The sequence below is a fragment of the Enterobacter sp. 120016 genome (genome assembly GCF_018383635.1).
Taxonomy (GTDB): Bacteria; Pseudomonadota; Gammaproteobacteria; order Enterobacterales; family Enterobacteriaceae; genus Enterobacter; species Enterobacter asburiae_D.
Genome location: NZ_JAHAWC010000003.1, coordinates 147916 through 168360, shown reverse-complemented (window position 1 = coordinate 168360; position 20445 = coordinate 147916). Strand labels below are relative to the sequence as shown.

General features: G+C 60.6%; 24 protein-coding genes and 1 riboswitch. Of the genes, 22 read left to right on the top strand and 2 right to left on the bottom strand.

The features are described from left to right. The first annotated feature begins 1 nt into the window (after position 1). Entirely contained in the window at positions 2-649 is a 648-nt protein-coding gene (locus KIF87_RS07180) for a precorrin-2 dehydrogenase/sirohydrochlorin ferrochelatase family protein (RefSeq protein WP_213328335.1), read from the top strand. On the opposite strand, the gene KIF87_RS07175 is transcribed toward KIF87_RS07180, so the two are convergent. Then, positions 641-1507 (bottom strand): GHMP family kinase ATP-binding protein, encoded by an 867-nt coding sequence (locus KIF87_RS07175; protein ID WP_213328334.1) that lies wholly within the window; start codon positions 1505-1507, stop codon positions 641-643. The genes KIF87_RS07180 and KIF87_RS07175 overlap by 9 nt on opposite strands. Positions 1508-1960: 453 nt before the next feature. After that, a riboswitch (cobalamin riboswitch) is annotated at positions 1961-2135 on the top strand. Between the two features lie 100 nt (positions 2136-2235). Between KIF87_RS07175 and KIF87_RS07170 the strand changes: the two genes are divergently transcribed. The 21 genes from KIF87_RS07170 to cobT are packed head-to-tail and all read left to right on the top strand — an operon-like array spanning position 2236 to position 19347. Beyond that, entirely contained in the window at positions 2236-3615 is a 1380-nt protein-coding gene (locus tag KIF87_RS07170) for a cobyrinic acid a,c-diamide synthase CobB (protein WP_213328333.1), read from the top strand. Further along, positions 3612-4571: an adenosylcobinamide-phosphate synthase CbiB gene (gene cbiB, locus KIF87_RS07165; protein ID WP_213328332.1), complete on the top strand. Its 960-nt coding sequence runs from the start codon at positions 3612-3614 to the stop codon at positions 4569-4571. The genes KIF87_RS07170 and cbiB overlap by 4 nt, the downstream gene beginning before the upstream one ends. 12 nt (positions 4572-4583) lie before the next feature. Then, a complete protein-coding gene (locus tag KIF87_RS07160; RefSeq protein WP_213328331.1) occupies positions 4584-5216 on the top strand; it encodes a cobalt-precorrin-8 methylmutase in 633 nt (210 codons plus the stop codon). Then, positions 5213-6352: a cobalt-precorrin-5B (C(1))-methyltransferase CbiD gene (gene cbiD / locus KIF87_RS07155; protein WP_213328330.1), complete on the top strand. Its 1140-nt coding sequence runs from the start codon at positions 5213-5215 to the stop codon at positions 6350-6352. Before KIF87_RS07160 ends, cbiD begins: the two co-directional genes overlap by 4 nt. Further along, the gene (locus KIF87_RS07150) at positions 6346-6951 is read left to right on the top strand and encodes a cobalt-precorrin-7 (C(5))-methyltransferase (protein ID WP_213328329.1); all 606 of its coding nucleotides are present in this window, start codon (positions 6346-6348) and stop codon (positions 6949-6951) included. Before cbiD ends, KIF87_RS07150 begins: the two co-directional genes overlap by 7 nt. Then, positions 6941-7510: a decarboxylating cobalt-precorrin-6B (C(15))-methyltransferase gene (locus KIF87_RS07145; RefSeq protein ID WP_213328328.1), complete on the top strand. Its 570-nt coding sequence runs from the start codon at positions 6941-6943 to the stop codon at positions 7508-7510. Before KIF87_RS07150 ends, KIF87_RS07145 begins: the two co-directional genes overlap by 11 nt. Beyond that, positions 7503-8276: a cobalt-precorrin-4 methyltransferase gene (locus tag KIF87_RS07140; protein ID WP_213328327.1), complete on the top strand. Its 774-nt coding sequence runs from the start codon at positions 7503-7505 to the stop codon at positions 8274-8276. The genes KIF87_RS07145 and KIF87_RS07140 overlap by 8 nt, the downstream gene beginning before the upstream one ends. Continuing rightward, entirely contained in the window at positions 8257-9312 is a 1056-nt protein-coding gene (gene cbiG / locus KIF87_RS07135) for a cobalt-precorrin 5A hydrolase (protein WP_213328326.1), read from the top strand. The genes KIF87_RS07140 and cbiG overlap by 20 nt, the downstream gene beginning before the upstream one ends. Continuing rightward, positions 9312-10037 (top strand): precorrin-3B C(17)-methyltransferase, encoded by a 726-nt coding sequence (locus KIF87_RS07130; RefSeq protein WP_213328325.1) that lies wholly within the window; start codon positions 9312-9314, stop codon positions 10035-10037. The genes cbiG and KIF87_RS07130 overlap by 1 nt, the downstream gene beginning before the upstream one ends. Next, positions 10034-10819, top strand: coding sequence for a cobalt-precorrin-6A reductase (locus tag KIF87_RS07125; RefSeq protein ID WP_213328324.1), 786 nt, complete (start codon positions 10034-10036; stop codon positions 10817-10819). Before KIF87_RS07130 ends, KIF87_RS07125 begins: the two co-directional genes overlap by 4 nt. A 10-nt stretch (positions 10820-10829) precedes the next feature. Continuing rightward, a complete protein-coding gene (gene cbiK / locus KIF87_RS07120; RefSeq protein WP_213328323.1) occupies positions 10830-11624 on the top strand; it encodes a sirohydrochlorin cobaltochelatase in 795 nt (264 codons plus the stop codon). Further along, the gene (locus KIF87_RS07115) at positions 11621-12334 is read left to right on the top strand and encodes a cobalt-factor II C(20)-methyltransferase (protein ID WP_213328322.1); all 714 of its coding nucleotides are present in this window, start codon (positions 11621-11623) and stop codon (positions 12332-12334) included. The genes cbiK and KIF87_RS07115 overlap by 4 nt, the downstream gene beginning before the upstream one ends. Further along, a complete protein-coding gene (cbiM, locus tag KIF87_RS07110; protein WP_159513820.1) occupies positions 12331-13068 on the top strand; it encodes a cobalt ECF transporter S component CbiM in 738 nt (245 codons plus the stop codon). Before KIF87_RS07115 ends, cbiM begins: the two co-directional genes overlap by 4 nt. Position 13069: 1 nt before the next feature. Beyond that, entirely contained in the window at positions 13070-13351 is a 282-nt protein-coding gene (locus tag KIF87_RS07105) for an energy-coupling factor ABC transporter substrate-binding protein (protein WP_148242572.1), read from the top strand. Beyond that, positions 13338-14015 carry an energy-coupling factor ABC transporter transmembrane protein gene (locus KIF87_RS07100; protein WP_159515610.1) on the top strand — a complete coding sequence of 226 codons (678 nt, stop codon included), beginning with the start codon at positions 13338-13340 and terminating at the stop codon, positions 14013-14015. Before KIF87_RS07105 ends, KIF87_RS07100 begins: the two co-directional genes overlap by 14 nt. Before the next feature lie 11 nt (positions 14016-14026). Next, positions 14027-14845, top strand: coding sequence for an energy-coupling factor ABC transporter ATP-binding protein (locus KIF87_RS07095; RefSeq protein WP_121425809.1), 819 nt, complete (start codon positions 14027-14029; stop codon positions 14843-14845). Beyond that, positions 14842-16365 carry a cobyric acid synthase gene (locus KIF87_RS07090; RefSeq protein ID WP_213328321.1) on the top strand — a complete coding sequence of 508 codons (1524 nt, stop codon included), beginning with the start codon at positions 14842-14844 and terminating at the stop codon, positions 16363-16365. Before KIF87_RS07095 ends, KIF87_RS07090 begins: the two co-directional genes overlap by 4 nt. Continuing rightward, entirely contained in the window at positions 16362-16913 is a 552-nt protein-coding gene (gene cobU, locus KIF87_RS07085; protein ID WP_213328320.1) for a bifunctional adenosylcobinamide kinase/adenosylcobinamide-phosphate guanylyltransferase, read from the top strand. Before KIF87_RS07090 ends, cobU begins: the two co-directional genes overlap by 4 nt. Further along, the gene (cobS, locus tag KIF87_RS07080) at positions 16904-17662 is read left to right on the top strand and encodes an adenosylcobinamide-GDP ribazoletransferase (RefSeq protein ID WP_121425812.1); all 759 of its coding nucleotides are present in this window, start codon (positions 16904-16906) and stop codon (positions 17660-17662) included. The genes cobU and cobS overlap by 10 nt, the downstream gene beginning before the upstream one ends. A gap of 3 nt (positions 17663-17665) precedes the next feature. Continuing rightward, a complete protein-coding gene (locus KIF87_RS07075) occupies positions 17666-18274 on the top strand; it encodes an adenosylcobalamin/alpha-ribazole phosphatase (RefSeq protein WP_213328319.1) in 609 nt (202 codons plus the stop codon). 17 nt (positions 18275-18291) lie between these two features. Further along, entirely contained in the window at positions 18292-19347 is a 1056-nt protein-coding gene (gene cobT, locus KIF87_RS07070) for a nicotinate-nucleotide--dimethylbenzimidazole phosphoribosyltransferase (protein ID WP_213328424.1), read from the top strand. A gap of 39 nt (positions 19348-19386) precedes the next feature. Here the strand turns inward: cobT and KIF87_RS07065 are convergent, their stop codons facing one another. After that, on the bottom strand, positions 19387-20244 hold the full coding sequence (locus KIF87_RS07065) for an AraC family transcriptional regulator (RefSeq protein ID WP_213328318.1): 858 nt from the start codon (positions 20242-20244) through the stop codon (positions 19387-19389). Between the last annotated feature and the right edge of the window lie 201 nt (positions 20245-20445).

Sequence of the window (20445 nt, the reverse complement as noted above, 5' to 3'; positions counted from 1 at the left end):
GATGGACTATTTCCCGATATTTTGCAACCTGAAGGGGAAACGCTGCCTGATCGTCGGTGGCGGGCAGGTGGCGACGCATAAGGCAAAGGGGCTGCTGGCCGCCGGGGCGGTGCTGCGCCTGGTTGCGCCCAGCCTGACGCCGGAACTCGCCAGCCTGCACGCGAGCGGTGACATCGAGTGGTTCCCGGCAACGTTTTCGCCGCAGTATCTGCAGTCATGCTGGCTGGTCATTGCTGCAACCAGCGATCGGCAGGTGAACCGTCAGGTCGCAGGGGCCGCCAGCGCGGAGCGTATCTTTTGCAATGTCACCGACGACCCTTCGGCTGCCACCTTTATCTCACCGGCCGTCATTGACCGTTCGCCGGTCATTATTGCGCTGAGCTGCGGGGGCAACGCGCCGGTCTACAGCAAGATCCTCAAAGCGCATGTCGCAGACCATCTTCCTGCGGGCATGCGGGAAAGCGTGCGGCTGGCGGGGGCGCTTCGTGAAAGGATTAATGGCGCATGCGGTGACCGGGAGCGCAAGCGTGCATTTTGGGACGCGTTCTTCCGGCATGTTCCGCTGCAGCAGGCTCTAGCGCAGGAGCACGAGCAGGAGGTTAAGCAGCAGGTCGAGTGGCTCATTCAGCACAGGCTGCTGTCAGAGTAGCGTCACGCCACCTTTTACCATCCGCAGCAGGTGTTGTTGAGGCCAGTGGCGGGTGAGCTGTTTTTTCGCCAGCAGCCATTTCACATAATCGACATCGTCTTTATTTCTGTCGAGCATCAGCCCCACGACGCTGCCGCTGTGCGCTACGTTCACCCCGTAAATACCGCACTCCTCCACCAGTGCGAGCAGTGCGTCAAAATCCGGTTTAGGCAACAGCCTTTGGCTGGCGATGGCGCTGAGGGTTGCCGCTTCGCCCAGCCGGTAAGGGTTTTGCGTGATACAGGACTCCTGGACTTTTTCCCACGCGCGTTTCAGCGCTGGCGCACCGGCCTGTAGCCCCGCCTGACGCGGAATGCGGTGGTAGTCTGCCGTGCGCAGCGTTTGCGGACTTTCGAGAACAAGCAGGTCGAGATCGGGCTGGGCGTCGCAGGCAATCTGCGTGGAGGCGTCGTTATGATCGAAAAGGGTCAACTGGCGAAACACGGTACTGTCGGTGGGTTCGAGCGAAACGCAGAGCGCTGCCAGCGTGCTTTCGTCGAGCTGACGCCCCAGATGACGGGCGGTAGCGACGGCGGTGGCGGCAATATCTGCGGTGCTGCTGGCCATCCCTTTGGCAACCGGGATGGTTGAATGCACGTCAATGCGGATATCCTGGCCTAGCTGCGCCGGATAGTGCCAGTGCTGCAGTAACCGCTCGACCATCGCGCGCGACAGCGGGCGTTCATCCGCCACGGGTGAGCCGTGGCTCACCTCAACGGTGCTGTACCATTCGACAGGGCAGGAGACCAGCTTCTCACTGCCCAAAATCCAGCCCTGGATAAGCTCACCGCACGACGCGGGGCATTGCGCAACAGCCACCTTTCCACCTTTCTGGTCAGCAATTTCTGGAGCATAGTGTCATGAGGATATTCCTCTTACCTTGATATACCGCAAATTCCTCCCTGGATACCCTACATATTATTCTGCGATCCTGCTGAACGCGTAATGCATCAATTAAACCACACGGCCCTGCGATGAATGGCAATATTATGTTATTGCCAGACTTTAATATCCTGATGAATTTTTATCACGATAAAATGAAAAAATATCAAGTGGTGCAATAACTTGTCGTAGCGCAATAAATATTGAGATTTTAAGCGTAATTATCTTTGCTTTTTATTTTTTGTGATAAAACGTTGAGTTATTGAGAAGGGCGCCAATTATTCTGACGCCACGTTTTACTCAGCATGGTTTTCATTTGCGGTTAAGTATTTGCCTAAGGTGAATTGAAACGCCGTAAATAGCATTGCTGTTTTGAGAACATACTCTTTCTCATAATGTAAGCCGACAGGTTTGCCACATTTGTGGTAGGGAAGGGGGTGACAATCCCCCGCAGCCCCCGCTGCTGTGATGCTGACGACCCCGTAATGACCACTGATCGCAAGATTGGGAAGGACGGGCGAGGAGGACGCTAAGCCAGAAGACCTGCCTGTCGGGAACGTTCAACAACTTCGGTGGGAAGTGGGTTGTACTGATGCATCATACAGTCGAAAGACTGGGACGACGTGTATCTATACCTCCCTACCACCCTGGACAGGATCGGGGTCATGGCGGCAATGCAGCACGCGTTTGTTCTGGCAGGTACCGGAAGCGGTTGTGGTAAAACCACGGTGACGCTGGGCCTGTTGAGCCTGTTAAAACAGCATGGGCTTCGCGTCCAGCCGTACAAAGTGGGCCCTGACTATCTTGATACCGGCTGGCATACCAACGTCAGCGGTACCTCCTCCCGCAACCTCGACAGCTTCATGCTTCCTGAACCGATACTCAACGCGCTGTTTTGCGAGCATATGCAGCAGGCGGATATCGCGGTTATTGAAGGCGTGATGGGGCTGTACGACGGCTACGGCACCGATCCGAACTATTGCAGCACCGCCGCGATGGCGAAACAGCTGGGCTGTCCGGTGATTCTGCTGGTGGACGGCAAGGCGGTTTCTACGTCGATTGCCGCTACCGTAATGGGCTTTCAGCGATTCGATCCCACCCTCAATATTGCCGGGGTGATTGTTAATCGCGTCAACAGCGAATCGCATTATCAGCTGCTCAAAACGGCCATTGAACACTACTGCGCGGTACCCGTGCTGGGCTATGTGCCGCACGTTGAGGGCGTCGGTTTGCCCGAGCGCCATCTTGGGTTGGTCACCGCCCGGGAGTCGGTCTCGGACCCGCAGACCTGGCAAAATTTTGCCGCCATTCTCGAACGTACGCTGGATATCGGGCAACTTCTCGCGCTCAGCCAGATGGCGTCGCTGCCGCAGGGCGGCTGGCCCGCGCTTCCTGACGGGGACGCCGGGCGCGGGTTAACGCTCGCGATGGCCGATGACGACGCCTTCAGCTTCTATTACCCGGATAACATCACGCTGCTCGAACGTACCGGGGTCGACATTGTCCGCTTTAGCCCGCTGCGCGATAGTCGTTTACCTGACTGCCAGATGGTCTGGCTCGGGGGCGGTTACCCGGAGCTGCATGCGGCACGGCTTGCGGAAAATACATCGATGCTCGCCAGCCTGCGGGAGGCGCACCGGCGCGGCGTGGCGATCTACGCCGAATGTGGTGGGCTGATGTACCTCGGCAGCACGCTGGAGGATAGCGAAGGGGTTACCCACCGGATGGCCAATATTATCCCCGGCCACAGCAGAATGGGTAAACGGCTGACCCGTTTTGGCTACTGTGAGGCGCAGGCGCGCCAGCCCACGCTGCTGGCCGATAGCGGGGAGGTGCTGCGCGGGCATGAATTTCACTATTCCGACTTCACCCCGCAAACCCCCGCGGTGCTGGCGTGCCGCAAAGTGCGCGATGGCGTGACGATGCAGGAATGGGCGGGCGGCTGGCAGGTTGGCAACACGTTCGCGAGTTACCTGCACCTCCACTTTGCCCAACGGCCCCTGATGCTCAGCCGCTGGCTGACGGCGGCGAGGGGGGCGTTATGACCCTGCTGGCATGGTGCGTCGCGTGGCTGCTCGATGTCATTATCGGCGACCCGCAGCGCTGGCCGCATCCGGTGCGCTGGATTGGCAGCCTGATCGATACGGTGCAGCGGGGTATTCGCCGCTGCTGCCATAGCGACGCGGCGTTACGCGTTGGCGGCGGCGTCATGTGGCTGGCGGTAGTGGGGCTGACCTGGGGCATGGCCTGGGGCGTGCTGGCGCTCGGACGGTGGGTTCATCCCTGGCTGGGCTGGGCGATTGAGGTGTGGATGATGTTTACCGTGCTGGCCGGGCGCAGCCTGGCCAACGCCGCGCGGGACGTTGAACGCCCTCTGCGGGCGGGCGACCTTGATGAAAGCCGCGAAAAGCTCTCATGGATAGTGGGGCGCGATACCTCTCAGCTTCAGCCGGAACAGATCAACCGGGCGGTGGTGGAGACCGTCGCGGAGAACACGGTCGACGGCGTTATCGCTCCGCTGTTCTTCCTCCTGCTGGGCGGCGCGCCGCTGGCGATGGCCTATAAGGCGGTAAATACCCTCGATTCAATGGTGGGCTACAGGCACGAAAAATACCGCGCAATCGGCATGGTCAGCGCCCGTATGGATGACGTGGCGAACTCTATCCCCGCGCGCCTGAGCTGGCTCTTGCTGAGCGCTGCGGCGTGGCTATGCCGCGAGGAACCCTCCCGCGCGCTGCGCGTCGGCTGGCGCGACCGCTACAACCACAGCAGCCCCAACTGCGCGTGGGCAGAAGCGACGGTTGCCGGTGCGCTGGGCATCCGGCTTGGCGGACCTAACACCTATTTTGGCCAGCGCGTGGAAAAGCCGTGGATCGGCGACGCGCTGCGCCCGATTGCGGTAGACGACATTTCCCGAACCATTCGACTGATGTGGGTTTCCTCCACCCTGGCGCTGGCGCTGTTTATCGCAGCACGCTGGCTGATGGCTGGCGCGGCCTGAGGACAAAAGACAATGCAATACATCCAGCAACCCCAGGCGATTGAAGCCAAAAGTTTCGACATCATTGGCGAAATCATTCGCGAAACGCGGCCAGCATACCGGTTCGCCAGCCCGCTGCACGAGGCGATCGTCAAACGGGTGATCCATACCACCGCAGATTTCGACTGGCTGGATATTCTCTGGTTTTCAGATGACGCGCTGGAGCAGCTTTGCGCGGCGCTCCGTCGCCCGTCCGTTATCTACACCGATACCACGATGGCGCTCTCCGGGATCAACAAAACGCTGCTGGCCACGTTCGGGGGCGAGTGTCGCTGCTATATCAGCGACCCGCGGGTAGTGGCGCAGGCAAAAGCCCAGGGAATCACCCGCTCGATGGCGGCCGTTGATATCGCGGTGACGGAAGAGAGCGAGAAGATCTTTGTCTTTGGCAACGCGCCCACGGCGCTGTTTCGCCTGCTTGAGCATGACGTTGCCGTCAGCGGCGTGGTGGGCGTTCCGGTGGGGTTTGTGGGGGCGGCGGAATCGAAAGAGGCGCTGACGCACAGCCATCTGCCCGCGATTGCGGCACTCGGGCGCAAAGGCGGCAGCAATGTGGCGGCGGCGATTGTGAACGCCATGCTCTACTACCTGCAGGGGGCGCGATGAGCGAGTCCACCTTCGATGCCCCGGTATGGCATAACGGGAAGGCATTACGTAAAGGCTACACCACCGGTTCCTGCGCGACCGCGGCGGCGAAAGTCGCCGCGCTGATGGTGCTGCGCCAGCACCTCATTCATCAGGTCTCCATTGTGACCCCCTCCGGCGTCACGCTGTGTCTGAACGTGGAATCGCCGCACATCGAAGGGCAGCAGGCGATTGCAGCCATCCGCAAAGACGGCGGTGATGACGTCGACGCCACCCACGGCATGCTGATTTTCGCCCGCGTGACGCTCAACGACAGCGGCGAGATTACGCTGGCGGGCGGCGAGGGCGTGGGGACCGTGACGCGCAAAGGCATTGGCCTGCCCATCGGCAGCGCGGCGATCAACCGCACGCCGCGTCACACCATTGAGTCCGCCGTGCGCGAGGCGATTGGCCCGACGCGCGGGGCCGACGTTGAAATCTTCGCGCCTGAAGGTGAAGAGCGGGCGCAGAAAACCTACAACTCACGCCTCGGCATCCTGGGCGGTATTTCAATCATCGGCACCACCGGGATTGTCACGCCGATGTCAGAGGAGAGCTGGAAACGCTCGCTTTCTCTGGAGCTGGAGATTAAACGCGCGGCCGGGCTGGAGCGGGTCGTGCTGGTGCCGGGCAATCATGGCGAACGCTTTGTGCGCGAGCAGATGGGCATCGATGAAGATGTCGTGGTCACCATGAGCAACTTTGTCGGCTACATGATCGAAGAGGCGGTGCGGCTGGGGTTTCGCCAGATAGTGCTGGTCGGCCATCCCGGCAAGCTCATCAAAATTGCCGCCGGGATTTTCCACACCCACAGCCATATCGCCGATGCGCGCATGGAAACGCTGGTGGCGCATCTGGCGCTGCTCGGCGCGCCGTTGGAATTACTCACCGTCGTCAGCGAGTGCGATACCACCGAAGCGGCGATGGAGCACATCGAAATCTACGGTTTTCAGGCGCTTTACTGCCACCTTGCCGAACGGATCTGCATGCGCGTAATGCAGAGGCTGCGCTTTACCAAAAATCCGCCGACCTGCGACGCCATTCTGTTTTCCTTTGATAACCAGGTGCTGGGCAGCAACCGCCCGGTCGAAGCGATTGCCCGGGAGCTGCAATGTTAACGGTCGTGGGAATGGGGCCTGCGGGATTGCGCCTGATGACGCCCGCTGCGCGTGAAGCCATCGATCGCGCCGATGCGCTGGTCGGCGGAAAACGCCATCTGCTGCAGTTCCCGGGGTTTTGCGGCGAGACGTTTGTCCTGGGCGCCAACATTCCGGCGCTGCTGGCCTGGGTTGAGGCGCGTCAGGAGAACAAGGTGGTGATTGTGGCCTCCGGCGATCCGCTCTTTTACGGCATCGGATCGCGGATGGTGGCGCATTTCGGTATTGCGCGCGTGCGCATTATTCCCGGCATCAGCGCGGTGCAGTACCTGTGCGCGCAGGCGGGTATTGATATGAATGAGATGTGGCTCACCAGCAGCCATGGCCGCAGCGTTAATGTGGACGAGCTGGCGCGGCATCGCAAAGTGGCGATGGTCACCGACAGCCGGTGCGGGCCGAAAGAGATTGCCGCGCAGCTGGCGGCACGCGGTAAGGGCCATCGCTGGATGGTGATTGGTGAAAACCTGGCGATGGAAAACGAACGGATCCACTGGCTGCCCGTCAGCGAGGTCAGTGCCGACTATGAGATGAATGCGGTGGTGATCCTCGATGAAAGATGAACTGTTTCTGCGCGGCGAAACGGTGCCGATGACCAAAGAGGCGGTACGCGCGCTGGCCCTCACGAAGCTCGAGCTGCACCGCGCCAGCCACCTGATTGACGTCGGCGCGGGGACCGGGAGCGTGTCGATAGAGGCGGCGCTGCTGTTTCCCTCGCTGCGGGTGACGGCCATTGAGCGTAACCCTGCGGCTCTGCAGCTGCTTGCGGAAAATCGCCAGCATTTTGCCTGTCGCAATATCGCTATTTTGCCCGGCGTCGCGCCGTTGCCGGTGGCGGATAAGGCCGATGCGGTATTCATGGGCGGCAGCGGCGGCCATCTGACCTCGCTTATTGACTGGTCCCTGCGCCAGCTACATCCGGGCGGACGTCTGGTGATGACGTTTATCCTGCAGGAAAACCTCCATACCGCGCTGGCCCATCTGCAGCAGGTCGGCGTCCAGGGCATTGATTGCCTGCAAATGCAGGTCTCCGCGCTGACCCCGCTCGGCAGCGGCCACTATTTCAAACCGAATAATCCCGTTTTTGTTATCGCCTGTCAGAAGGAAGAACACCATGTCTGAGACGTTTGATTCCCGTTGCGTGTGGTTTGTCGGAGCAGGTCCCGGCGACCGTGAGCTCATCACGCTTAAGGGCTACCGGCTGCTGCAGCAGGCGCAGGTGGTTATCTATGCCGGTTCGCTGATCAATACCGAACTGCTGGCGTATTGCCCGCAGGGGGCCGAATGCCACGACAGCGCGGAACTCCATTTAGAACAGATAATTGACCTGATGGCGGCGGGCGTGAAGGCCGGAAAAACGGTGGTACGTTTGCAGACCGGGGATGTCTCGCTCTACGGCTCCGTCCGCGAGCAGGGCGAAGAGTTGAACAAACGCGGCATCGCCTGGCAGGTGGTGCCCGGCGTCAGCGCCTTCCTCGGCGCCGCGGCGGAGCTTGGGGTGGAATACACCGTGCCTGAAGTCTCACAGAGCCTGATTATTACCCGCCTCGAAGGCCGCACGCCGGTGCCGGAGCGTGAACAGCTGGAGTCATTTGCCAGCCATCAGACCTCAATGGCGATTTATCTCTCGGTCCAGCGTATTCACCGGGTGGCGGAACGCCTGATTGAGGGCGGTTATCCGGCCACCACGCCCGTTGCCGTCATTTATAAAGCGACCTGGCCGGAAAGCCACACCGTACGCGGCACGCTGGCGGATATCGCCGACAAAGTACGCGAGGCGGGGATCCGCAAAACGGCGCTCATTCTGGTCGGGAAGTTCCTGGGCGAGGAGTATCACTACTCGAAACTCTATGCCGCGGATTTTAGCCATGAATACCGTAAAGCCTGAGTCCATCGCGCTGTTTTGCCTGACGCCGGGCGGCGTGCGGCTGGCGAAGCGCCTGGCGGCGATGCTGCCGGTCACCTGCTTTACCAGCGAGCGCCTGCAGGAAGAGGGTTTTGTCTCCTTCGACGGCGGCTTTGCCGCGGCGGTTCGCGAGGCGTTCACGCACTATTCGGCGCTGGTTTTTATCGGCGCCACCGGCATTGCGGTGCGCGTCCTGGCACCGCTCATCCACGACAAGCTGAGCGACCCGGCGGTGGTGGTGATCGACGAGCGCGGGCAGCACGTGATTAGCCTGCTTTCCGGCCATGCTGGCGGAGCGAATGCGCTGACCCGCTATCTGGCGGGGATGCTGGGGGCGGACCCGGTGATTACCACCGCCACGGACGTCAACGAGATGGCCGCGCTGGATACCCTTGCCTTCCAGCTGGGTGCCCGAATGAGCGATTTCCGAACGTCGGTAAAAATCGTCAACCAGATGCTGGTGAGCCACCAGCGGGTAGGGCTGTGGTGGGATGCGGAACTCGACGACGACGTCAGCCGGTGCGATCGGCGCGGGTTTATTACCGTGAGCGACCTGCAGCACCGCCCGGAACTGGATGTGCTGGTGTGTATCACGCTGCGCAACGCGCTGCCGGAACTGCCGCTGCCGCACTGGAAGCTGGTCCCTCAGCGGGTCGTGGCGGGCATCGGCTGTCGACGCGACACGCCGTTTCCGCTGCTGGCGACCCTCCTGGCGCGTCAGCTTGAAGCGCAGCAGTTCGATCCGCTGGCGCTGAAAGCGATTGGCAGCGTCTCCCTTAAAAAAGACGAGGCGGGCCTGCTTCAGCTTGCCGCCTGCTGGGGCGTGCCGTTTGAAACCTTTACCGCTGACGCGCTGCGTGAGCACGAACATCGCTTTCCGGCTTCACCGTTTGTACGCCAGACGGTTGGGGTGGGGAGCGTCTCGGGACCGGCAGCGTGGCTGCTGAGCCATGGGCAGCTACGAGGAGAAACCCTGCGCGAACAGGGCGTCACTATCACTTTGGGAGTTTCACACTGATGTTAACCGTAATTGGAATCGGCCCTGGCTCGCAGGCCATGATGACCATGGAAGCCGTAGACGCGCTGCAGGCGGCAGAAATCATCGTTGGCTACAAAACCTACACCCATCTGGTGAAGGCCTTCACCGGCGACAAACAGGTGATCAAAACCGGCATGTGCAAAGAGATTGAACGCTGTCAGGTGGCGATCGAGCTGGCGCAGGCCGGGCATAACGTCGCGCTTATCAGCAGCGGCGACGCCGGTATTTATGGGATGGCGGGGCTGGTGCTGGAGCTGGTCAGCAGGCAGAAGCTGGACGTTGAGGTTCGCCTGATCCCCGGGATGACGGCCAGTATCGCCGCTGCGTCTCTGCTTGGCGCGCCGCTGATGCACGATTTTTGCCACATCAGCCTGAGCGATCTGCTGACGCCGTGGCCGGTCATCGAAAAACGCATTGTCGCCGCAGGAGAGGCGGACTTTGTCATCTGCTTCTATAACCCGCGCAGCCGGGGTCGCGAGGGCCATCTGGCGCGGGCGTTTGAGCTGCTGTCCGCCAGCAAAAGCCCGCAAACGCCGGTAGGGGTAGTGAAGTCTGCCGGGCGTAAAAAGCAGGAGAAGTGGCTGACCACGCTGGGCGACATGGACTTTGAGCCGGTCGATATGACAAGCCTGGTGATCGTCGGAAATAAGGCCACCTATGTGCAGGAGGGGCTGATGATCACGCCCCGGGGCTATGTGCTGTGAACTATGGCGACGTGCTGGTCATGGGCGGCACCAGCGACGCCCGCGCGATCTGTCAGCAGCTGGATGCGGCGGGCGTGGCCTACACCCTGTCGGTGGCGACGCCCACCGGGCAGCGGCTGGCGGGCGACATTAACGGCCGGGTGCGCTGTGGCCGCCTGGAGCCGCAGCAGATGGTTGACTGGCTTGCGGAAAACGGGACCCGCTGGGTGATTGACGCCTCGCATCCCTACGCCGAGGTGGTCAGCCGCAACATCGTGACGGCCTGTGAAGCGGTGGGCGTGCTGCTTAGCCGCTATCAGCGCCCCGAACAGCTCAGCGAGCTGACGCATCCGCTGCTCTACAGCGTGCCGGGAATTGACGAGGCCTGCGACATCGCGCGGCGGCTGGGCGAACGCGTGCTGTTGACCACCGGCAGTAAAGATCTGGCGCGCTGGCGCGCAGGGCTGCCGGAGAAAACGCTGCTGGCTCGGGTGCTGCCGGTGCCGGAGGTCGTTGAGCAATGCGCCGGGCTTGGCTTTGGCGTTACCGAGATCTTCGCTATGTGCGGGCCCTTCAGCGCTGAGTTTAACGCGGCTTTTTATCGCCAGTGCCGGGCTGACGTGATGATCACCAAAGCGTCCGGTGCGGAAGGCGGCTATCGGGAAAAGGTTCAACCCTGTCTGGATGCGGGCATCCCCTGCATCGTGATTACACGCCCGGCGCCGCTGGTGACGGGAGACGAGTTACTGGAAAGTCAGGCCGCATTCGCCGGGCGTTTAGCCCGCTGGCTGGCCGCTGCTTAAGGAGTTAGAGATGAAAAAGGCGCTTCTGGTGGTCAGCTTTGGTACCAGCTACCACGATACCTGCGAGAAAAACATTGTGGCCTGCGAACGTGCGCTGGCGGAAAGCTGCCCTGACCGCGAGCCGTTTCGGGCATTCACCTCCGGGATGATTATTCGCAAGCTCAAACAGCGTGACGGCATTGAGATCGATACGCCGCTGCAGGCGCTGAAAAAGCTTGCGGCTCAGGGATATCAGGACGTGGCGATCCAGTCCCTGCACATCATCAACGGCGATGAGTACGAGAAAATCGTCCGTGAAGTGCAGAGCCTGCGCCCGCTGTTTACCCGCCTGACGCTGGGGGTACCGCTGCTGAGCAGCCACGACGATTACGCGCGGCTGATGCGCGCGTTGCAACAGCAGATGCCGACGCTTGGGGCCACGGAAAAAGTGGTGTTTATGGGCCACGGCGCCAGCCATCACGCCTTTGCGGCCTATGCCTGTCTCGACCACATGATGATGGCCCAGGGCTTCCCGGCCCGCGTCGGCGCGGTGGAGAGCTATCCGGAAGTCGACATCCTGATTGAGAGCCTCGGTAGAGAAGGCGTTACCGCCGTGCATCTGATGCCGCTGATGCTGGTGGCGGGCGATCACGCCATTAACGATATGGCCTCTGACGACGAGGACTCCTGGAAGACGTTGTTTAACGCCGCCGGGATCCCGGCAACGCCGTGGCTGAGCGGGCTGGGAGAAAACCCGGCGGTGCGCGCGATGTTCGTTGCCCATCTCCAGCAGGCGCTGAGCGTGGCGATGGAGGAGGCAGCATGAGCGGCAAACTGTACGCCCTGAGTACCGGGCCGGGCGCGCCGGACCTCATCACCGTGCGCGCCTCACGGATCCTCGGTTCGCTGGATATTCTCTACGCCCCGGCGGGACGAAAAGGGGGCGACAGTCTGGCGCTTTCTATCGTTCGTGAATATGTCGGCGAGCAGACCGAAATCCGCTGCTGCCACTTTCCCATGAGCGCCGACAGCGCCGAAAAGGAGGCGGTGTGGGATGCGGTGGCCGACGCGTTAGTGAGGGAGGTGAACGACGGAAAACAGGTTGGCTTTATCACCCTGGGCGACGCCATGCTGTTCAGCACCTGGGTGTTCTTACTTCAGCGCATCGGCAGCCCGGACTGGCTGGAAATTGTGCCCGGCGTGACGTCGTTTGCCGCGATTGCCGCGCGGTCCAAAACGCCGCTGGCGATGGAACAGCAGTCGCTGGCGGTGATCGCCTGTACCGCGCCGGAAGCGGAAATTGCGCAGGCGCTGCAGCAGCACGACAGCCTGGTGCTGATGAAGGTCTATGGCCGGTTTGCGCGTATCAAAGCGCTGCTGAGGCAGGCCGGGCTGCTGAACTGCGCGCTGATGATGTCAGAGGCCACGCTCCCCGGCGAGCAGTGCTGGCGGCATCTGGATGAGGTAGCTGATGACCAGCCGTTACCCTATTTCTCGACCATTCTGGTCAACAAACAGTGGGAGTATGCCCAATGAAACTCGAACAACAGCTTAAACAGCTGTCACTCAGCGGCCTGGCGGCGGCGCTATTGCTGATGGTGGTGCCGGAGCAGGCGTTCGCGATGCACATCATGGAAGGATTTTTACCGCCGATGTGGGCGCTGGCGTGGTGGCTGATCTTCTTACCGTGCCTGTGGTACGGGCTGGTACGCCTGCGCCGTATCGTGCAGGAGGATAGCCACCAGAAAGTTCTGCTGGCGCTGTGCGGGGCGTTTATTTTCGTGCTGTCGGCGCTGAAGATCCCCTCTGTGACCGGCAGTTGCTCGCACCCGACCGGCGTGGGGCTCGCCGTGATTCTGTTCGGGCCGGGCGTCGTCGCCATTCTCGGCGCCATCGTGCTGCTTTTTCAGGCGCTGCTGCTGGCGCACGGCGGGTTAACCACCCTTGGCGCGAACGGCATGTCGATGGCGGTGATTGGGCCGGTTGTCGGGTACATGGTGTGGAAAATGGCCTGCCGCGCCGGGCTCCGTCGTGATGTCGGGGTATTTTTGTGCGCGATGCTGGCGGATCTGGTGACCTATTTTGTCACCTCGGTCCAGCTTGGCGCGGCGTTCCCGGACCCGGCGACGGGTGCCGCGGGCTCGATGGTGAAATTCATGGGCATTTTCTGCCTGACGCAGATCCCCATCGCCATCGCGGAGGGGCTGTTAACCGTCATGATTTATGACCAGTTGACCAAACGTCAGCTGATTACCGCACAAGGACACTGAGATGAAAAAGACGCTGATGCTGTTGGCGATGGTGCTTGCTCTGATCGTACTGCCATTTTTTATCGATCACGGGGGGGAATTCGGCGGCTCGGATGGCGAAGCCGAAAACCAGATTCAGGTTGTGGCGCCTGATTACACGCCGTGGTTCACGCCGCTCTATGAGCCCGCCAGCGGCGAAATTGAAAGCCTGCTGTTTACGCTTCAGGGGTCCATTGGCGCAGCGGTGATTTTCTATATTTTGGGCTACACCAAAGGCAGACAGCGCCGTGATGACCGGGCTTGACAGGCTTAGCTACCAGAGCCGCTGGGCTCACGTTGCGCCGGAACGCAAGTTTCTGCTCTGGCTGGCGCTGATGATGCTGGCGTTTGCGCTACCGCCGCTGGGGCAGGGGATCGTCCTGGCGTTGACGGCGGGACTGACCTGCTGGCTGCTGCGGATGACCTTCTGGCGCTGGTGCCGCTGGATGGCGCTGCCGTTTGGTTTTCTGCTGGTCGGCGTGCTGACGATCCTCTTTAGCGTCACCCGTGACCCGCACACGCTGGCGGCAGGCGTCCCGGTGGGGCACTACTGGCTGGGGATAACCGCGTCCGGGCTGACCGTCGCCAATGAAACCTTCTGGCGCAGCCTTGCCGCGCTAGCGGCGACCTTCTGGCTGGTGCTGAACCTGCCGTTTCCGCAGCTGATAGTGCTGCTTAAGCGGGCGCGCGTGCCGCGCCTGCTCACCGAGCAGATCCTGCTGACCTGGCGCTTTATTTTTATTCTGTTAGACGAAGCGCTGGCGATTCACCGCGCGCAGACGCTGCGTTTTGGCTATCGTAGCCTGCCAAAAGGCTATCGCTCTCTGGCGATGCTGGTCGGTTTGCTGTTCACCCGGGTGCTGATCCGCTATCAGCAGATGGCGACCACGCTGGATATTAAACTCTACCAGGGTGATTTTCCCCTGTAAGGAATCGCACCATGCTGACCACCGCCGATCTCTGGTTTCGCTATCAGGAGGCGCAGGTACTCAAAGGGCTGACGCTGGATTTTTCGACCCATCCTGTCACCGGGCTGGTCGGGGCTAACGGCTGCGGAAAGTCGACGTTATTTATGAACCTGAGCGGCCTGCTGAGGCCGCAGCAGGGTGCGGTGCTGTGGCAGGGGAAGCCGCTGGACTACAGCAAGCGCGGACTGCTGGCGCTCCGTCAGCAGGTTGCAACGGTGTTTCAGGATCCCGATCAGCAGATCTTTTATACCGATATTGATAGCGACATCGCCTTCAGCCTGCGCAACCTGGGCGTGGCGGAACCGGAGATTGCGCGGCGCGTCGACGATGCGCTGACGCTGGTCGACGCGCAGCGTTTTCGCCAGCAGCCGATCCAGTGCCTGAGCCACGGGCAAAAGAAGCGGGTCGCCATTGCCGGGGCGCTGGTGCTGGGGGCGCGCTATCTTCTGCTGGACGAGCCCACGGCCGGGCTCGATCCGTCAGGGCGCACGCAGATGATCGAGATTATCAGGCGCATTGTGGCGCAGGGGAACCACGTGGTGATCTCCAGTCATGATATTGACCTGATTTACGAAGTCAGCGATGCCGTCTACGTGCTGCGCCAGGGAGAAGTGCTGGCGCACGGCGCGCCGGGTGAGGTCTTTGCCCGCGGCGAACTGATTGAACGGGCCGGATTAACGCAGCCCTGGCTCGTCAAGCTGCACGCGCAGCTTGGCCTGCCGTTATGTAAAACCGAAGATGAATTTTTCAGCCGTATGCGACAAAAAAACGTAATGAAGGAGGCCTCATGACGCAGGCAATTATGTTGCAGGGTACCGCTTCTGACGTGGGCAAGAGCGTTCTGGTGGCGGGGCTGTGCCGGATTTTCTATCAGGATGGCCTGCGTACCGCGCCGTTTAAGTCGCAGAATATGGCGCTCAACTCCGGTATCACGCCGGAGGGAAAAGAGATGGGCCGCGCGCAGATATTTCAGGCTGAGGCGGCGGGGATTAAGCCGGACGTACGAATGAATCCGGTGCTGTTAAAACCGACCAGCGACCGTAAAGCGCAGGTGGTGCTGATGGGGCAGGTGGCAACCGATATGGACGCGGTCAGCTACCACGAGTATAAACCGCGCCTGCGGGAGCAGGTCCGCGACGTCTATAACAGCCTGGCCGGGGAGTATGACGTGCTGGTGCTGGAAGGCGCGGGCAGCCCGGCGGAGATTAACCTGCGCGATCGCGATATCGTCAACATGGGAATGGCCGAAATGGCGCAGTGCCCGGTGATCCTCGTGGCGGACATTGACAGAGGCGGCGTCTTTGCCGCCATCTACGGCACGCTGGCGCTTTTGCACGATCGCGAGCGGGCTCGGGTGAAAGGGGTCATCATCAATAAATTTCGAGGCGATGTTGCGCTGCTTTACTCGGGTATTGAGCAGATAGAAAACCTGACCGGCGTGCCGGTGCTGGGCGTTATGCCGTGGCTGGAGGTGGATCTGGAAGACGAAGACGGCGTGGCGCTGCAAAAGGGAAAATACCTGCGAACCGCCCGGCGCGATATCGACATTGCCGTGGTGCAGGTACCGCATATCTCCAACTTCACCGATTTTAACGCGCTGGCGGCGCAGCCCGATGTTCGCGTGCGCTATGTCCGCTATCCCCAGGAGCTGGCGGGGGCTGACCTCGTGATTCTACCCGGCAGTAAAAATACGCTGGGCGATCTGGCCTGGCTGCGGGAAAGCGGCATGGCGCACGCGGTGCTGCAGTCCCACCAGCAGAACGTGCCCGTCATGGGCATTTGCGGCGGCTACCAGATGCTTGGCGACACCATCATTGATGAGGTGGAGTCGGGGCTGGGAACCCAGCCGGGGCTGGGGCTGCTCCATACCGTGACCCGCTTCGCGCAGCGAAAAACCACGACGCAGGTCTCGGCGCAGATGGCGTCGGCGCTCCCGGCGTGGCTTAAGTCGGCGGCGGGCATTAAGGTGCAGGGCTATGAAATTCATATGGGACAGACCCAACTGACATCCGACGATAGTCCGGCGCTGTTTCTCGAAAAAGAGGGCGAGCGCATAGCGGACGGCGCCATCAGCGCTGACGGGCAGGTGATAGGGACGTATCTCCACGGGCTATTCGATAACGATGCCTTCACGCGCGCGATGGTGGACGGCCTACGCCAGCGCAAAGGGCTGGCACCCTTAGACGTTGCGGTAGATTACGCGGGCTACAAAGCGCAACAGTTTGATATCCTGGCGAGCGCGATGAGAGAACATATTGATATTAAAAAGATCTATCAAATAATGCGGGAGCATCAGGAGGAAGGCGCATGATTTTGGTCACCGGAGGCGCGCGCAGCGGGAAAAGTGCGCACGTCGAACAGCTGGCGGCGCAGCAGTGCGAGCGCGTGCTGTATATCGCGACGTCGGTGATTACCGATGAAGAGATGGCGCTGCGCGTTGACAGGCACCGCGCCCAGCGTCCTGCGCACTGGCGAACCTGGGAAGGGTATCGCGATCTGGGCGACGTGATTCGCCATCAGGTGCAGCCGGGCGAAGGCGTGGTTCTGGAATGCGTCACCACCCTGCTGTCGAACCTGCTCTATGACGCCAGCGGCGGCGCTTCGCCGGAAACCCTCGATTTTTCCGCGCTTGAGGCGGTGCTGCAACAGCAGGTGGACGACCTGATTGCGGCCTGCCAGCAGTCGGCGACACCGATTTATATTGTGACCAACGAGCTGGGCATGAGCATCACGCCGGAGAATCGTCTGGCGCGTCATTTTGTTGATATTGCCGGGCGCGCGAACCAAAGGCTGGCGCGGGCGGCGCAGGAAGTGTGGCTGGTGGTCTCGGGAATTGGAGTAAAGATTAAATGCCGTTAAAAATGCTGTGGGCGACGCTGGGATTTATTACCCGCATTCCGGTGCCGCAAAAATGGAGCGACGGCGTTGAATTTTCGCAGTATGGCCGTGGCGTTCCCTGGTTTCCCGTGGTGGGCCTGATCGTTGGCGTCCTGGCCGCCTTAGGCTATCTGGCGGTGAGCCAGACCGGCGGGGGCATCTATATCGGCGCGGTCGCCTGGGTACTGGCGCTGGTGCTGCTGACCGGAGGGTTTCATCTGGACGGCCTGGCGGACACCTGCGATGGCGTTTTTTCTGCCCGCACCCGCGAACGGATGCTGGAGATTATGCGCGATAGCCGGCTGGGGACCTACGGCGGCCTGGCTATCGTATTCTGCATCCTTATCAAGGTCGCAGCGGTGATTTCCCTGGCTCACCTTCCGGTTAATACCCTGTTTGCGCTGCTGGTGTGTGCGCCGATCGTCGGGCGAACGGGAATGGTGTTGGTCATGTACCGGCAGCACTATGCGCGCGAAGGTGCAGGAATGGCAAACGCCTATCTCGGCCATATCAGCGGCAAAGAGACGGTCATCACCCTCTGCATCGGCGTGGCGCTCGTGGGGCTGCTGGCTGGGATGCAGGGGCTGGTCGCCAGCGTCATCACCTGGATTGTCGTCAACGCCGTAAAGACCTTTTTAAGCCGCCGACTGAACGGGCTGACGGGGGATACCCTGGGCGCGATGGAAGAGATCGGCGAAATGGTCTTCCTGCTGTCGCTTCTGTGGGTCTGATGTATGCGCCTATTTCTGGTCCGGCACGGACAAACAGCCGCTAACGTCAGCGGCGTATTTTACGGGAGTACCGATCTGTCGCTCTCGCCGCAGGGTATTGCGCAAAGCCAGCGTGTTGCCGGGTACCTGTCCGGCGTCGCGTTCGGGCACGCGCGCGCCAGCGCGCTCCAGCGTTCGCAGCAAACGGCGCGGCTTATCGTGCCGACAGCCGATGATGTCCATGTTGATGCGCGACTTAACGAGCTGGATTTTGGCGAGTGGGAGATGCGGCACTTCAGCGATATCGAAAAAGAAAGTCCCGCGTCGTGGCAGCGCTGGATGGATGACTGGCAAAACGCCACGCCCGACGGCGGCGAGGCCTTCCCGCATTTCGCCGCGCGCGTCAGGGCGGCGGCGGATGAGATGAGTCAGCTTCAGCAGCGCGAAGATACGCTGATTGTGGCGCATCAGGGCGTGCTGAGCCTGCTGCTGGCAACCTGGTTAGGGATGCCCGTGGCGGCGATGTGGCATTTCCCGTTCAGTCACGATGCCTACACGGTCGTTGAAAATCGGGCCGGGTATTGGGTGTTACGGGTATTTAATGGCAAAAGCGTTTGGCAAACAGAAGAGTGAGGGTGATGAGGATGAGGATGGGGACAGTGAAGGCGCTGGCGGCGGCCATCAGACCGCTTGATAGACAGAAGATTCAGGCGGCCTCGCGGCATGTCGATGGTTTAATAAAGCCGACAAACAGCCTCGGTCGGCTGGAGAGTCTGGCAATACAGCTTTCGGGAATGCGGGGCATCGACAGGCTCGATAATCTGCAAAAAGAGATTATCGTCATGTGCGCCGACCACGGCGTGTTTGATGAAGGCGTGGCCGTGACGCCGAAAGTGGTGACCTGGCTTCAGGCCGTCAATATGCAAAAGGGGTTGACCGGGGTGTGCGTGCTGGCCCGCAATAGCCAGACGTCGGTACTGCCCGTTGACATCGGTATTGACGGCGAGCCTATCGACAATATGCTCAGCCTTAAACTCTCGCGCGGCAGCGGTAATATTGCTCAGGGTCCGGCGATGAGCCGTCAGGATGCCGAGCACCTGCTGCTGGCGAGTGCCAGCCTCGTTAAAAAACGCGCTCAGGAGGGGATCTCCGTCTTTGGCGTTGGTGAGCTGGGTATTGCCAATACGACGCCGGCCTCGGCAATCATCAGCGTGCTGACCGACAGCGATCCGCATGATGTGGTGGGGATTGGGGCCAATTTGCCGCAGGACCGGGTACAGCATAAGGAAAACATTGTTCGGCAGGCGATACGCATTAACCAGCCGGATGCGCGCGATGCGGTTGATGTTCTGGCCAAGGTCGGCGGCTATGATCTGGTGGGCATGACCGGGGTGATATTGGGCGCTGGCGCATGCGGGCTACCCGTTGTGTTAGACGGTTTTCTCTCGTATGCCGCCGCCATCGCCGCCTGTCAGATCGCGCCAGAGGTTAAAAACTACTGTATTCCCTCTCATTTTTCCGCCGAAAAGGGGGCCCGGCGCGCGCTGGAGCACCTTGGGCTGGCGCCGTTTATCCATCTTGATATGCGTCTTGGCGAAGGGAGCGGCGCCGCGCTGGCTATGTCTATCGTCAGTGCGGCCTGCGCAATGTACTGCGAGATGGGGCAGCTGGCGCAAAGCGGCATTGAGTTGCCGGTTCCTGCATGACGGAAAGCGTTCAGCTTTGGGCCAGTCATCAAAACCCCGTTAACGGGGCATTCTGGTGCTGAGGATACGACGTCGATACTGCAGCGGCGTCTGACGCATCATCTTTTTAAAGCAGGTGATGAAGTAGGTCACCTCGCTAAACCCGACGGCCAGGGCAATCGCGTCAATCGTCTCATCGCTGTACCGTAACCGATCGCAGCTGCTTTTTATCCGCCGGGTTAGCAAATATTCGTGGATGCTGCCCCCGGTCTGCTGGCGGAAAATGCGTGAGGTATAGCTGCGCGAAAGCCCCAGGTCGTGCGCTAGCTGGTCGAGCGAAAACTTGCTGGCATAGTGGGCTTCGATCCAGCTCATAATCCGCGAGGCGACGGTCTGCTGGCGCGGCGGGTAGGGCTGCGGCTGTTCGGGGAGAAATGTCATGAGCTGCATCACCAGAAATGCCACCTCGCAGGCCTCGGTCTGCTCGTTGCCCTCCAGGCGCTTAAACTGCTCAAGGATCCTCTCGATAAACGCCGCGTGCTCGCTGAGATCGTAGATTTGCGCGGGCAGATTGCTGGCGGCCAGCGCGGCGAACCGGGCCTGATGACGCGGGAAGGCGCTGAGCGCGCTTTCGACGACCGCTTGCTCAATGTGCATCGTGGTGCGGTGATAGGGGTTCTTATCGCTATGATCGACCTGCACTTTGTGCAAACGGAAGGGCGGGAAGATAAATAATCGCCCCGGACGGGCGGTGTAGTGCTGGTTATCCACCACCACGATGCCGTAGCCGCTGGAAATATAGAGCAATTCAACGCACTGATGCCAGTGGTAGTAAATCGCGCTGGTGGTGTACATGCGGTTAAAAGAAATGGCCTGCCGATCGAGCGTGATGCGTTCCAGCAGCTGCGTTTCACCCATTTTACCTCCAGGACAACAGATTTAAATTTTTAGGCCATCATTTGTAATTTATCCCCTTCGCGACCGACAAAATCCAGAAAAAATGAAATAGCGGTTCAAATTTGTGAGTCTGCTCACTCAGCGCCGGGAATAAAAGCAGTTACTCTTCATCCAGACGTCGCACTCGTGGCTTTAAAAAGCCAAATAACAATAACTTATCTC